The organism is Mesorhizobium sp. A623, from assembly GCF_054489405.1.
On record NZ_JBTMXB010000007.1, the window covers coordinates 165,083 to 178,963 of the forward strand.

The 13,881-nt window shown below is 62.7% G+C and carries 15 protein-coding genes; 5 read left to right on the top strand and 10 right to left on the bottom strand.

Features of this window, described 5'->3' with window-relative positions:
* Positions 1–70: 70 nt before the first annotated feature.
* Entirely contained in the window at positions 71–769 is a 699-nt protein-coding gene (locus ACX3P1_RS09875) for a hypothetical protein (protein WP_459079396.1), read from the bottom strand.
* Positions 770–844: 75 nt separating this feature from the next.
* Positions 845–1,105, bottom strand: a complete 261-nt coding sequence (locus ACX3P1_RS09880; protein ID WP_459079397.1) for a hypothetical protein — start codon at positions 1,103–1,105, stop codon at positions 845–847.
* A 77-nt stretch (positions 1,106–1,182) separates the two neighbouring features.
* On the opposite strand from ACX3P1_RS09880, the gene ACX3P1_RS09885 reads away from it, so the two are divergent.
* Both ACX3P1_RS09885 and ACX3P1_RS09890 read left to right on the top strand, forming a co-directional pair.
* Positions 1,183–1,545: a hypothetical protein gene (locus ACX3P1_RS09885; protein ID WP_459079398.1), complete on the top strand. Its 363-nt coding sequence runs from the start codon at positions 1,183–1,185 to the stop codon at positions 1,543–1,545.
* Positions 1,542–1,784, top strand: coding sequence for a hypothetical protein (locus ACX3P1_RS09890; protein WP_459079399.1), 243 nt, complete (start codon positions 1,542–1,544; stop codon positions 1,782–1,784). Before ACX3P1_RS09885 ends, ACX3P1_RS09890 begins: the two co-directional genes overlap by 4 nt.
* Here the strand turns inward: ACX3P1_RS09890 and ACX3P1_RS09895 are convergent, their stop codons facing one another.
* The 4 genes from ACX3P1_RS09895 to ACX3P1_RS09910 all read right to left on the bottom strand — a co-directional run bounded on the left by ACX3P1_RS09895 (position 1,785) and on the right by ACX3P1_RS09910 (position 4,714).
* Positions 1,785–3,410, bottom strand: a complete 1,626-nt coding sequence (locus ACX3P1_RS09895) for a terminase large subunit (protein WP_459079400.1) — start codon at positions 3,408–3,410, stop codon at positions 1,785–1,787. It abuts the gene before it with no gap.
* Between the two features lie 90 nt (positions 3,411–3,500).
* Positions 3,501–3,824: an HNH endonuclease gene (locus tag ACX3P1_RS09900; protein ID WP_459079401.1), complete on the bottom strand. Its 324-nt coding sequence runs from the start codon at positions 3,822–3,824 to the stop codon at positions 3,501–3,503.
* A complete protein-coding gene (locus ACX3P1_RS09905; RefSeq protein WP_459079402.1) occupies positions 3,817–3,999 on the bottom strand; it encodes a hypothetical protein in 183 nt (60 codons plus the stop codon). Before ACX3P1_RS09905 ends, ACX3P1_RS09900 begins: the two co-directional genes overlap by 8 nt.
* Positions 3,989–4,714, bottom strand: coding sequence for a hypothetical protein (locus tag ACX3P1_RS09910; RefSeq protein ID WP_459079403.1), 726 nt, complete (start codon positions 4,712–4,714; stop codon positions 3,989–3,991). The genes ACX3P1_RS09905 and ACX3P1_RS09910 overlap by 11 nt, the downstream gene beginning before the upstream one ends.
* Positions 4,715–5,169: 455 nt before the next feature.
* Between ACX3P1_RS09910 and ACX3P1_RS09915 the strand changes: the two genes are divergently transcribed.
* Both ACX3P1_RS09915 and serA read left to right on the top strand, forming a co-directional pair.
* On the top strand, positions 5,170–6,345 hold the full coding sequence (locus ACX3P1_RS09915; protein ID WP_459079404.1) for a phosphoserine transaminase: 1,176 nt from the start codon (positions 5,170–5,172) through the stop codon (positions 6,343–6,345).
* Between the two features lie 167 nt (positions 6,346–6,512).
* Complete coding sequence (gene serA, locus ACX3P1_RS09920) at positions 6,513–8,105, top strand: phosphoglycerate dehydrogenase (RefSeq protein ID WP_459079405.1); 1,593 nt, start codon at positions 6,513–6,515, stop codon at positions 8,103–8,105.
* Positions 8,106–8,692: 587 nt separating this feature from the next.
* On the opposite strand, the gene ACX3P1_RS09925 is transcribed toward serA, so the two are convergent.
* The 4 genes from ACX3P1_RS09925 to obgE all read right to left on the bottom strand — a co-directional run bounded on the left by ACX3P1_RS09925 (position 8,693) and on the right by obgE (position 12,849).
* Positions 8,693–9,277: a nicotinate-nucleotide adenylyltransferase gene (locus tag ACX3P1_RS09925; protein WP_459079453.1), complete on the bottom strand. Its 585-nt coding sequence runs from the start codon at positions 9,275–9,277 to the stop codon at positions 8,693–8,695.
* An 87-nt stretch (positions 9,278–9,364) separates the two neighbouring features.
* The gene (locus ACX3P1_RS09930) at positions 9,365–10,651 is read right to left on the bottom strand and encodes a glutamate-5-semialdehyde dehydrogenase (protein WP_459079406.1); all 1,287 of its coding nucleotides are present in this window, start codon (positions 10,649–10,651) and stop codon (positions 9,365–9,367) included.
* Positions 10,645–11,814, bottom strand: a complete 1,170-nt coding sequence (gene proB / locus ACX3P1_RS09935; RefSeq protein ID WP_459079407.1) for a glutamate 5-kinase — start codon at positions 11,812–11,814, stop codon at positions 10,645–10,647. Before proB ends, ACX3P1_RS09930 begins: the two co-directional genes overlap by 7 nt.
* A 6-nt stretch (positions 11,815–11,820) precedes the next feature.
* Positions 11,821–12,849 (bottom strand): GTPase ObgE, encoded by a 1,029-nt coding sequence (obgE, locus tag ACX3P1_RS09940; RefSeq protein ID WP_459079408.1) that lies wholly within the window; start codon positions 12,847–12,849, stop codon positions 11,821–11,823.
* A 105-nt stretch (positions 12,850–12,954) separates the two neighbouring features.
* On the opposite strand from obgE, the gene ACX3P1_RS09945 reads away from it, so the two are divergent.
* Positions 12,955–13,818, top strand: a complete 864-nt coding sequence (locus ACX3P1_RS09945; protein WP_459079409.1) for an endonuclease/exonuclease/phosphatase family protein — start codon at positions 12,955–12,957, stop codon at positions 13,816–13,818.
* The last annotated feature ends 63 nt before the right edge of the window (positions 13,819–13,881 follow it).

The window sequence follows — 13,881 nt, forward strand, 5'->3', positions numbered from 1 at the left end:
GCCTCACGGCGGGAACACGACGCATGATGCGCCGCGATTGGGAGGTGTGGATAAAACTCCTGTGGAAAAATCATTCGTCCGCCTCGGTATCGTCGTCCGGGACATCTTCCACATAAACGAAGGCACGGCCGGCCATCTTCAACAGATGTTCGCCGATGGCGTGTTGATCCAACACCACGATAGGCCCAGCTAGTAGGCCGTCCGCGCATCCCTCTTCTTCAAAGCATTTGTCGACTGACTCGTGCCAAGTGTGGGTGTCGTCGGAGAACCACAGGAAAAAGCGCGCAGGCAATGCACGCCCGATCCCTTCCGGTTTGTTGTGCATCTTTAGAACCATGCGCGAGAGCCGGTTAGCACCGGCAAGCCAAGAAATTGGCGCTCCACTCAGGCTGAAGGTGCTGCCCGGTGCCGCTTGAGCTGCCAGCTTTTCGAGCGCCTCGCGCATGGCGGCCTTGTTGGTATCATCCGGCAATTTCTGAATTTCGGCAGCATCGCCGTCATAAGCACGACGGCTCTGCAAAGCGAAACGAGTGATGCCGGCTGCGAGCCAATCGGAAACCAGCTTCCCTTGCTGCGGTCCAATACGGCGTTCCGCCAGCAGCCTAAGTGCCAGCAGTTCCGCGAGGCCGAACACGTTGAAACGCATATGGCCTTCACTGACGGGCAAATAACCATGCCGTCGCCAGTCGCGTTGCATTACCGTCGACACGCCCGTGATGCGTTCGGCTTCACGAGGCGTGAAGACTGCTAAGCTGATACCTGTTTCCATTGCGCTCAACCCCGAGTTTCGTGTTATCTACCACGGATTTTAAATCCGTGTCAAACAACACGCTTCGGATTTAGCTCAGCCTGTGGATTTCTCCGTGCAGGCAACCACGCGCAAGTCGACAATTTCTTGCACCTCGTAGAGCTTTTCTGTCGCGATGTGGGCAATCCGGGCGATGGGGTTTCCGTGCTCGGGGTCTAACGAGGCGCAGGCGAGCACTATGCAATCGATCATCTCGGTGATGTCGACGATCTTCTCAAATGCACCCATCGCCTCAGAGTACGACAACGTTGGACGCTCACCGGAAGGCAAAACAGTGCTATTGCTGAGGTCAGCCATGATCGATCCTTTCACGATCGGTTGCGGTTAGGGGCGACGGCAAGGCTGCAACCTTGTGTCGTCCCGGATATACCGATATGCTTTATATCTGGATTGTCAATAACGCATATCGGGATATAGGCATGGCCCGCCCTCTCACTTACACAAACAAGGTGCTGATCGGCTTCACCGACGAACAGATGCAATTAGTCGATGATTGGAGGCGCGAGCAATCTGAGATACCCAGCCGATCGGAGGCAGTGCGCACACTGATTGGGGAGGGGCTGGCCGCCTACGAAGGCCCAAGCGGGATTTTGCCGGATCATTTGCCGATGCTAGACCGCTACATCGAAGAAGAGCGGCCGGGATTGTCTAGGACCGAGGCGCTCCAAGTGATCGCATCTATTTTCCTTTCTCTCCGGGAGGATAAGAAAAGCGGCAAACGGGCGACAAAAAAATGAACAAAAAGGCAGACGCCGAGCGCGCTATCCGGCGTCTTGCATTGGAATGGATGCACGAAACCGGCTACCAGCAGCAGCCGGGTCATTATCCGAGTTTCGGCGCGTTCACAACGTGGCTCGAAGGCAAGCACTACAGCCACTATTTGGACTTCCGATCTCGCGTCAGCCCACGATTTGAGGCCGAAGGCTGGTTTGAAAGCGAGATCAGGAACTACTGGCGCGCGCGGATCATCCCATAATCAGACCATCAGCTCCGCCAGACACGCCGGCAGCGCCTCTGGCTCGTGTCGTTTCGAGATGCTGAGCGCCATCGCCAGCGCGACAAGCCCGTCGATCCTGCCCGCCGCCTTCGACTTGTCGAGTTTTCGCCCGCCAGCCGGATCGCGCGTCACCACGGCATTCGCGGCGCACATGTTGAGCACTGGATTGCCGCCATGTCTCAGCAGCTTTTCGGCTACGCACCTTTCCAGCATGTCGACGGCTGGCGAGAAATCCTTGAAGCCCTGCCCGAACGGCGTCAGTGGCAAGGCCGCGCCGATCAGCCCCAGCTCGCGTTTCAAATCTTCGATGCGCCAGCGATCATAGGCGAGCGTCTGCATGTTGTAGCGCGTGGTCGCATTCGCCAGAACGTCCGCTACGAAGCCCGGATCGATCGTCGCGCCGGGAATGAGCGTGATAAGGCCCTGCTTTGCCCAAACATCATAGGGTACGCGGTCCTCGTTCGATCGGTCCTCGATGTTCGCTTCCGGCATGAAGAAGCGGGCGAGTACGTCAAAATGGCCCTTGTCATCGGGAAAGACCATGACGAAGGCCGTCAAGTCGCGTGTCGCGCCCAGGTCGAGACCGGCATAGCATTCGCGGCCATCGAGGCTGGCAGCGTCGACCGTGCCGGCGTTGGCGTCCCATTCGGCCTTGTGGATGAAGCGTGAGACGGCGGAAACGCGCTGGTTGAGGATCAGGTTGCGGAACGCCGCTTCCTTCGACGGCACAAGCCGCGCCTGCCCAGCCTGCCGCTGCACGTCGGCGAGCGAGCGGAAGTCGCCTATTGCCGGGTTTGCCAGCCGCCAGGTCTCAGGCTCCCACGGGTCGGCGTCCTGCGGCGCGGCGAACAGGGTCAGATGAAACGACGGGTCGGTGATGTCGCCCGACTGGACGCGCAAGCCGTAGTCGATCAGCTCGGACAGGACGGCGTGATCCGCCGCCGCCTGAGTAGAAATCACCATCATCAACGGATTGTCGCGAGCGCCTGTCGCGGTGTCCATGGCGTCGAACAAGGCACGGTTCGGCGCGCTCCCCAGCTCGTCATAGACGACGAAGGACGGCGACAGGCCCAACGCGCTGCCGGCGTCGGCCGACAGGGCGGCATAAATCGAGCCTTCGCCGTGGCCGCTCATCACCTCGATCTGCTTGGTGAACCGGACGATGTTGCAACGATCGTTCAGCTCCGGGTGTGATTTCAGGACCGCGACCATTTCCTGAAACAGCTTCGACGCCTGGTCGCGGGTGAGCGCGCACGAATAGACCTCGCCTCGCGGCTCCGCTTCCGGCCCGACAAGGTGGCAGAGCGCCAGCGCCGCCGCGAGCTGCGTCTTGCCGTTCTTGCGGCCCATGCTGAGCACGGCGGTTCGCACCGTCCGCGAGCCGGCGGCGTCGTCAGAATAGACGGCGCGGATAAATTCTTGCTGCCACGGCCGGAGTTTCATCTTGGTGCCGGCGAGTTTGCCGGCCGTGATCGGCAGGTCTTCGCAGAACTCAATCACGCGCTGGTCGCGTGTCAGGCTGGGTTCATCCCAAGGCAAAACTTCGCGAACTTCGACCTGCCCGCGCCCTGAAAGCGGATTTGATCCGATGCCTCTAAGTGCCATCCGCTTTGTTCCTTCTGCTTCCTAAGTATCTGAAACTAAGTATATTCCGCTCTTCCACACCGGTCCTATCCGGCACCGTTCCCCGTGATTTCAGGCACCCCCACCATGCCAATCGTCGCCGGGATCGATCGGGTTGCCGTTCACGTCGAAGCCTTTGAACCGTCGACCGGATGACGAGCGGTCAGGTCGATCGACCGCGTTCGTCTTCTCGTTGTGGCAGCGCTCGCAAAGGCTCATCAGCCCGTCGAGCGGCGGGAACGGATCGCCGCCAGCCTTGATCGCCTTCACATGGTCGACGGCCACGGCCGATGCGATCCGACCGCGAAGCGAGCAGGCGTAGCACATGGGATTGTGCGCCAACTTCGCCAGCCTCAGCCGCTGCCACGTTCGCGTGCTGTAAGGCCAGTCAGCCACGGCGCACCTCGTATGCCAGATCGAGCAGCGCCGCCACGATCTCGCTCTTGTCCTCATGGAAGCGCTCAGGGTTGCGCGGTGATGGCGAAAGCCGCTCTATCTGGCGCGCATATTCGTCCAGCAGGATCGACAGTTGCCGGCCTCCAGGCACTGGTCTTCGCGTCTCAATCAGCATGGCAGCGCCGTTCGGTTCCCGGTTGCGCTCGGCTTTGCCCGCGCTTCCTATTCCCAAGCCCCTTTGCAGCGTCTCCGCTGGCAATACCGTGCCCGGTGCAAGCGTCGTGAAGCCCGTCAACGTATGTTTTTTGATCTTGGTTCTTCGTGGGGTGGAATGATTTGAACCCTATCGATCGTGCCAAAGCTGGCCCGCGCTTGAGCCAGGCAAGCCATTCTTTCGAGCTGACGCGCACGATGTTGGTGAGGTTCTTCTGTCCCGTGCGCGGCCGCGCCTCGACGGTCACATGACCGCGCGCGCGCGCCTCGCGTAGAGCGTTTTGCACGGTCGTTCGGCTTACGCCTGCAACGGCTGCAATGCGGTCAATGGGAAGGGTGCACACGCCATGGTGCTTCACCTCGCCTGCGATGACGGCCAGAGCGGCGCGCTCGCCTTCCGTGTAGTAATGCCGGATCGTGTCGGGCATACCGCTTGAGCCGCCCAGCATGCGCCGCCGTTTCACGGACGCGGCGCGATCGGGCGAGCGTTGCCACTTGCGATCAAACCGCGCCGCAAGGCGACGAGAATAGCGATTGAGAGGATTGGGGGCACGGCTCGGCCCCTTGGTGCGGATCGCGCCTGACATGTAAGCGTCGACCAGCTCGGGGTCAGGGGCCCCAGCTTTGACCAGCCGAGAGTTGAGCAGCGCGGCGCTGACGTGCAGGGGCGCGCTCATCGCTGCACTCCGTTCGCCACGCGGATCGCCTGGACGGCTTCAAGCGCCGATAGATCGAACATCCGCCGCAGCGTTGGAATGATCGGCTGCGGGCAATTCTCACGGTTTTCCGCATACCAGCGGCCGGCTCGCGTTGCGGCGTCGTCGGCGTTGTGGTAGGAGTTTCCGTTGAAAGCGCTGCTGTGCTTTTCTATCGCATTGCCGCCGTTCAGGGGACCATCCTGAGCGGCGGTTTTCGTTTGCGCAGTCGCCGGCGCAGCATGAACAGACGGCGAACCGCTTGTGTCAGTTTTGTGCCACTTCTTGCCGCGCGTTCCGCCTCCGTTCTGCACGGCGCTGCAAGAACCTGCATGGCAACTATCGATATCGCTTGCGCTTTTCCGAGGATTTCGGTAATGGCCGGAGTGGGCCACCCCTCCCCAACGAGGGGCCACTATCTGGAAGGATAGACCACGATGACGACACTTCCCATGCCCGGATTCCGTCCGGCAAACCCCCGCTTTTCTTCAGGTCCCTGTTCCAAACGTCCCGGCTGGTCGGTCGAGGCGCTGACGGATGCTCCGCTTGGCCGCTCGCACCGCGCGAAAATAGGCAAGAGCAAGCTGGCGCAGGCCATCGACCTTACCCGTGAAATCCTGAACGTTCCGGCCGATTACCGCATCGGCATCGTGCCGGCGTCCGACACCGGCGCCGTCGAGATGGCGCTGTGGTCGCTGCTGGGCGAGCGCGGCGTCGACATGGTCGCCTGGGAATCGTTCGGCGCCGGCTGGATCACCGACGTGGTCAAGCAGCTCAAGCTTGCCGATGTGCGCCGCATCGAAGCGCCCTATGGCGAATTGCCGGACCTCTCCAGCATCGATTTCGACCGCGACGTGGTCTTTACCTGGAACGGCACCACCTCTGGCGTGCGCGTGCCGAACGGCGACTTCATCCCGGCGGATCGGCAAGGGCTGACCATCTGCGACGCCACCTCGGCGGCGTTCGCGCAAAAACTCGACTTCGAAAAGCTCGATGTCGTCACCTTCTCCTGGCAGAAGGTTTTGGGCGGCGAGGGCGCGCATGGCATGCTGATCCTCAGCCCCCGCGCCGTCGAGCGGCTGGAAAGCTACAAGCCTTCATGGCCGCTGCCGAAGATTTTCCGCCTCACCTCCAACGGCAAGCTGATCGAAGGCATTTTTCGCGGCGAAACCATCAACACGCCGTCGATGTTGTGCGTCGAGGATTATCTGGATGCGCTGAATTGGGCGAAAAGCATCGGTGGGCTGGACGGGCTGGTTGCCCGCGCAAACGCCAATACCGCCGTCATCGACCGCTTCGTGCAAAAGTCCTCGTGGCTCGGCCATCTGGCTGCCGTCCCGGCAACGCGGTCGAACACATCCGTTTGCCTGGCAATCGTCGATGCGGAAATCGCCGCGCTCGATGCCGAAGGGCAGGCGGCGTTCGCCAAGGGTCTGGCAACCGCGCTCGACAGGCAAAGCGTCGCTTTCGACATCGGCCATTATCGTGATGCGCCGCCCGGCCTGCGCATCTGGTGCGGGGCAACTGTCGAGACGGCGGACGTTGAAGCGCTGATGCCTTGGCTCGACTGGGCTTTTTCCACACAGAAAGCCGCGCTCAAGCAAGCGGCCTGACCTGGCATTTACGTTTTACTGGAACACCCCTCATCCGACCTCGCTCCGCTCGGCCAACTTCTCCCACAAGGGGAGAAGGGACAGGCCCTCTTCCTTCTCCCCTTGTGGGAGAAGGTGTCGCCAAAGGCGACGGATGAGGGGTCAGCAACCTGACAGGATTGAAAAAAATGCCCCGCGTTCTCGTTTCCGACAAACTTTCCCCCACCGCCGTGCAGATATTCAAGGATCGCGGCGTCGACGTCGACTATCTGCCCGATCTCGGCAAGGACAAGGAAAAGCTGCTCGAAGTCATCGGCCAGTATGACGGCCTTGCCATCCGCTCCGCGACCAAGGTCACCGAAAAGCTGATCGCCGCCGCGAAGAACCTCAAGGTTATCGGCCGCGCCGGCATCGGCGTCGACAATGTCGATATTCCGGCCGCCTCGCGGCGCGGCATCATCGTCATGAACACGCCCTTCGGCAATTCGATCACCACGGCCGAGCACGCGATTGCCATGATCTTCGCGCTGGCCCGCCAGATACCGGAAGCCAACGCCTCCACCCATGCCGGCAAGTGGGAAAAGAACCGCTTCATGGGCATCGAGATCACCGGCAAGACGCTGGGCATCATCGGCTGCGGCAATATCGGTTCGATCGTCGCCTCACGCGGCGTCGGCTTGAAGATGCACGTCATCGCCTTCGATCCGTTCCTGTCCGACAAGCGGGCCGAGGAACTGGGCGTCGACAAGGTTGAACTGGACGAACTGTTCGCGCGCGCCGACTTCATCACGCTGCACACGCCGATGACGGAGAAGACCAAGGGCATCATCAATGCCGATGCGATTGCCCGGATGAAGCCCGGCGTGCGCATCGTCAATTGCGCGCGCGGCGGCTTGATCGTCGAGGCCGACCTGGTCGCGGCGTTGAAGAGCGGCAAGGTCGCCGGTGCTGGCGTCGACGTGTTCGAGGTCGAGCCGGCCGAAAACAACGCGCTGTTCGGCATGGAAAACGTGGTGGCGACGCCGCATCTGGGCGCTTCGACGTCGGAAGCGCAGGAAAACGTGGCGCTGCAGGTGGCCGAGCAGATGTCGGACTATCTGATCAAGGGGGCGGTCACCAACGCCATCAACATGCCCTCGATCACCGCCGAGGAAGCGCCGCGCCTGAAACCCTTCGTCAAGCTGGCGGAGGTGCTGGGCGCGTTCGTCGGGCAGGTGACGGAAGACCCGATCAAGGAGGTGGAAATCCTGTTCGACGGGCAGACCGCGACCATGAATACGCGCGCGCTGATCAGTGCCACGCTTGCCGGGCTGATCCGCCCGCAGGTTTCGGACGTCAACATGGTGTCCGCCCCGATCATGGTGAAGGAACGCGGCATTATCGTCGCCGAGGTCAAGCGCGACAAGTCGGGCGTGTTCGACGGCTATATCAAGCTGACGGTGAAGACCGAGAAGAAGACACGCTCGATCGCCGGCACCTGCTTTTCCGACGGCAAGCCGCGCTTCATCCAGATCAAGGGCATCAATCTCGATGCCGAGGTCGGGGCGCATATGCTGTACACGACCAATGCCGACGTTCCCGGCATCATCGGCCTGCTTGGCACGCTGTGCGGGGAAAACGGCGTCAACATCGCCAACTTCCAGCTTGGCCGCGACCATCCCGGCGGCAATGCCATCGCCCTGCTTTACCTGGATGCGCCGTTCCCTGAAAACGTGCTGGCGCAGGTGCGTGACAACAAGTCGATCGATTCCGCCAAGCGGTTGCAATTCGACGTGGCGTAAAGTTCGGGGGGCGCAGACGGAAAGCTGAACTCGTTCCGGCCAACACCCCTCATCCGTCTCGCCGCTACGCGTCGATCCACCTTCTCCCACAAGGGGAGAAGGTAAGAGCAGCGCCGACCTTCCCTTCTCCTCTTGTGGGAGAAGGTGGCCGAGCGCAGCGAGGTCGGATGAGGGGTGCTGGACGGAGCGCTCCCTCGAAAATAAATATATCCACACCCTCCGCATCCCTCTCATAATGCCCGGCAGTTTCTCCCATGGGAACGCCGGTCGCGACGGTGAACGTGTGGGGAGGAACCGGCGCCTCCGATGGCAGGAAACGTGCCTGTCGCCCGGGGAGGTTCCGTCCAGAGGGTCACCCGCGGGTACTATGGCCCGTGCGTGCTGGAGCGAGCACACAAGCTGGAAGGCGCAAATGCCGGACGGTGTAGCGGATCGGACGGAAACGGAAAACGCCGGCGTGACGCGAGGTTCGCGCCATGTATCAAATTATCGAAGGCACGGCCTCGCGTCGCGCTTCCCACCTGCCCAAAAGGCAGCGTTCTTTGAAATGGCCAGACTGCGAATGCAGGGCGTGGCAAGGATGATGGCTATTTTGTCACTTGGCGGATCGCGCTGGACGAAAGCGGCGAACGCGGTCCGTGAATGAAGGTCCATGCCGGCGCGCGCATGCGGGCAAGCTGCTGCGCGTCGCGTTCGTCGATGCGGGCGTAGTCGAAGGTTTTCGCCACCACGGATGACAGGAAAGACAGCGTCGCACCCGGCCGGTCGATCACCGCGACGGGGAAGGTCAGCATGATCTGGCGCCAGCGCTGCCAGCGGTGGAAGTCGCGCAGTGAGTCCGCGCCCATGATCCAGACGAAATCGACGCCCGGATTTCGGGCGCGTACCAGCGCCAGCGTGTCGGCGGTGTAACGGATATGATGGGTCGCCTCGAAGGCAGTCACTTTTATGCGCGGATTTTTGGTGATGTCTTCCGACCGGTGCAGGCGCTCGGCCAGCGGAGCCAGTTCGCGCCCGTTCTTAAGCGGATTGCCGGGTGTCACCATCCACCACAACTGATCGAGTGCCAGACGCCGAAGCGCAATATCGGCGACCAGCGCATGACCGGCATGCGGCGGGTTGAACGAGCCGCCGAACAGGCCGACCTGCATGCCCTTTTCGACATGGGGCATGCGCAGATAGTGGGGCGACAGTTTAGCGTTCGACACGGAATGCACTACGTCTCTAATCAAGCCGAAGCCGAGGCCGGCCCGTTGCCATCACGGCCGCACCTGCCCCGTGCCACGCACGCGGTATTTGAATGAGGTGAGCTGTTCGACGCCGACCGGGCCGCGCGCGTGCATCTTGCCGGTGGCGATGCCGATTTCCGCGCCCATGCCGAACTCGCCGCCATCGGCGAACTGGGTCGAGGCATTGGCGAGCAGGATTGCCGAGTCGATTTCGTTGAAGAATTTTTCGACCGCCTTGGCGTCCTCCGCGACGATGGCCTCGGTGTGGTGCGAGGAGAAAGTCTCGATGTGCTCGATGGCTCCGGCAACGCCGTCCACCAGTTTTGCGGAGATGATGGCGTCGAGATATTCGGTGGTCCAGTCGGCGTCCGTGGCGGGCGCGGCATCGGGGAAGATGTTCAGCACGTCGGCGTCGGCGCGGATAGCGCAGCCGGCGTCGCGCAGCGCGGTCAGGATCGGCACGAGGTGTGTCGAAGCGACAGCGCGGTCCACAAGCAGCGTTTCCGCCGCGCCGCAGATGCCGGTGCGGCGCATCTTGGCGTTGACGGCGATCTTCACGGCCATGTCGAGGTCGGCGGACTTGTCGATATAGAGGTGGCAGATGCCTTCGAGATGCGCGAACACCGGCACGCGGGCCTCGTTCTGCACCCGCGAAACGAGGCTTTTGCCGCCACGCGGAATGATGACGTCGAGATTGCCGGACAGGCCTTTCAGCATCTCGCCGACGGCGGCGCGGTCGGTGGTCGGCACCAACTGGATGGCATCTTGCGGCAGGTTGGCGTTCTTCAGCCCTTCGACCAGGCAGGCATGGATGGCGGCGGAGGAATTCCCCGAATCCGAGCCGCCGCGCAAAATCACCGGGTTACCGGCCTTGAGGCACAGCGCGCCGGCATCCGCCGTCACGTTCGGCCGGCTTTCGTAGATGACGCCGACGACGCCGAGCGGCGTGCGCACGCGTTCGATATGCAGGCCGTTCGGGCGGTCCCATTCGGCCATCACCTCGCCGACCGGATCGCGCAGTTCGGCAATAGTGCGGATGCCGTCGGCCATGGCGCGGATGCGTGCCGGCGTCAGCTTCAGCCGGTCCATGAAGGAGGCGGCAAGGCCATTCTCCTCGCCATTGGCCAGATCGACGGCATTGGCGTCGAGGATGGCCTGTTCCTGGGCCGCGATTGCCTGCGCCATGCCGACCAGGGCGGCATATTTGCGTTCGGCGGTGGCGATGGCCAGTGGGCGTGCGGCAGCGCGCGCGCGGCGGCCGATAGCGGCCATCACGGCCGCAATGTCGCTGTTGGAATTGTCATGCCGGGTCAGCATGGTTCAGTCTCCGTCGTAGCCGGGGCGTCGGTGTAGGCGGTGGCGTCGTCGTTTACCACCAAATCGTCGCGGTGGATCATCGCCGAGCGCGCCTCGTAGCCGAGCACCGTTTCGATCTCGGTCGTCTTCAGGCCCGCGATTCTTACGGCATCGGCGGCATCGTAGGCAACCAGCCCGCGCGCGATTTCACGGGCCTCGGGCGACAGTATCGCCACGGTATCGCCGCGCGAAAAGTTGCCGCTGACCAGCTTGACGCCGGCCGGCAGCAACGACTTTCCGGACTTGAGCGCACGCACCGCGCCGGCGTCGATGGTGAGCCTCCCCGCCGGTTCGAGCTGGCCGGCAATCCAGGTCTTGTAGCCCTTGACCGGGTGACTGCTCGGCTTGAAGAAGGTGGCGCGCTCGCCGCGCTCGATCGCCATCAGCGGCGACAGCCGCGTGCCGGCGGTGATGATCATGGCGGTGCCGGCGGCGGTTGCGATCTTGCCGGCGTCGAGCTTGGTGCGCATGCCGCCGCGCGAAAATTCGGAAGCGGCAGCACCCGCCATTGCCTCGATGTCGGGAGTGATGTGGTCGACCAGTGGGATGAAGCGCGCCTGCGGATCGTGCGCGGGCGGGGCGGTGTAGAGCCCGTCGATGTCGGACAGCAGCACCAGAAGGTCCGCGCCCATCATGGTGGCGACGCGCGCCGCCAGCCGGTCGTTGTCGCCATAGCGGATTTCGGAGGTGGCGACCGTGTCGTTCTCGTTGATGACCGGCACCGCCTTCATCTTGAGCAGGGTGGAGATGGTGGCGCGCGCGTTGAGATAGCGGCGGCGCTCCTCGGTGTCGCTGAGCGTCAGCAGGATCTGCCCGGATTTGAGCCCATGGCCGCCCAACGCATCGGACCATGCGCCCGCCAGCGCGATCTGGCCGACGGCGGCGGCGGCCTGGCTTTCTTCCAGTTTTAACGCGCGCTTGCCCAAGCCCAGAATGGTGCGGCCGAGCGCGATGGCGCCGGAAGAAATGACGAGGATTTCCGTGCCGCCCTTGGCCAGCTCGCCAATGTCGTCGGCCAGCGATGCCAGCCAGTCTCGCTTGAGGCCGGTCGCGCGGTCGACCACCAGCGCCGAGCCGATCTTGATGGCGATACGCCGGTATTTTTTGAGGGAAAGCGCAGTCATCGCCGGCTAGTCCTGCCACCGCGTATCGACAGGGGCGGCAGGCGCGCGGGCGTCTTCCACGATCTTCATCAGCGCGCGCAGCATGGCTTCGACGCCTTCGCGGGTGGGGGCTGATAGCAGCATGGGCGTGCGGCCGGCGGCACGTTTCAGCGAGGCTATTTTCTTTTTGCGCTCGTCGGCATCGAGAAGGTCGACCTGGCTGAGCGCGACGATCTCGACCTTGTCGGCCAGGCCGTTGCCATAGGCCTCGAGTTCGTCGCGCACCGTCTTGTAGGCCTTGCCGGGGTTTTCTTCCTGTGCCGAAACAAGATGCAACAGCACGCGCGTGCGTTCGACATGGCCAAGAAAACGATCGCCGATGCCGACGCCCTCATGCGCGCCTTCGATAAGACCCGGAATATCGGCGATGACGAATTCGCGGGCATCGATGCGGGCGACGCCAAGGCCCGGATGCAGGGTCGTGAAAGGATAGTCGGCTATCTTCGGCTTCGCCGCCGTTACCGTCGCAAGGAACGTCGACTTGCCGGCATTGGGCAGGCCGACCAGTCCGGCATCGGCAATCAGTTTCAGCCGCAGCCAGATGTTCATTTCGATGCCGGGCAGGCCGGGGTTCGCGCGGCGCGGCGCCTGGTTGGTCGAGGTCTTGAAATGCTGGTTGCCGAAGCCGCCATTGCCGCCCTTGGCCAGCAGGAATCGCTGGCCGATATGCACCATGTCGCAGATCAGCGTTTCGTTGTCCTCTTCCAGAACCTGGGTGCCGACCGGCACTTTCAGCGTCACGTCGGCTCCCTTGCCGCCGGTCATGTTGCGGCCCATGCCGTGCATGCCGGTCTTGGCCTTGAAGTGCTGCTGGTAGCGATAATCGATCAGCGTGTTCAGCCCGTTGACCGTCTCGAGCCAGACGTCGCCGCCGCGCCCGCCGTCGCCGCCGTCGGGGCCGCCGAACTCGATGAACTTTTCGCGCCGGAACGACACGGAGCCGGCACCGCCGTCGCCGGAGCGTATGTAAACCTTGGCCTGGTCGAGAAATTTCATCGGAAGGGGCTGTTTCTGCTGCTATTGAGTTTCATGACTGACCTCTACCCTATAGCGCGGGATAGGGCGAGAGCGGGCGCGGCGTGTTTTGGTCGGAAGATGGCGATGAAACTGGTCACCTACAACACCCAGTATGGCGTCGGTCTCGACGGGCTCTACGATATCGAGCGTATCGCCAGTGCCGTGCGTGGCGCGGACGTGATCGCGCTGCAGGAGGTTTGCCGCAACAATCCCAATAATGGCGGGCGCGACATGGTCGCAGAACTGACTGAGGCCCTGCCGGACTATTTTTCGGTCTATGGCAGCAATTTCGAGGCCAATATCGGCTCTCATGTCGCCAGGGGCCGGGCCGTCACCACCATGTTCCAGCTTGGCAACATGGTCTTGTCCAAGACCCCGATCCAGCTGTCGCGCAATCTGCTGTTGCCGCGCAGCCGCAGCTTCGATGCGCTGAATTTTCAGCGTGGGGCGCTGGAAGCGTTGATCGAGACACCGCTCGGCTTCATCCGCTTCTACTCGACCCATCTCGACCATCGCAGTCCGGCCGAGCGCGTCAGCCAGATCGCATTCCTGCGCGAGCGGTTGTTGAATTATCCGCTGGAGGGCGGCGGCCTTTCCGGCCTTGCCGAGGTCGGCCTGCCGGAGCCGCCCTGTCCGCAGGATTTTGTCGTGATGGGCGATTTCAACATGCTGGCCGGATCGCCGGAATATAGCGAGATTGCCGGCGCACCCGATCCTGAGTTCGGCATGCCGCTGAGCGCTGGCCTCGCGGTTGACGCCGCATGCCATCTTGGCGTTGACGATCTCACCACATGGGTCGATCCCAAGCGTCCCGACGATGCCGGCCGGCACAAGCGCCTCGACTATGTGTTCGCCAGCGCCTCGCTCGCCCGATCCTTGCAACGCCTGTGGGTCGACCGGCAGGCGGTCGGCTCCGATCATTTGCCGGTGTGGGCGGAACTGGCGTAGTTTCGGTGCGTCCTTCGAGGCTCGCCCGTCGACGTTGGGGCGGGCTTTCTTTGGTCGTGCGGG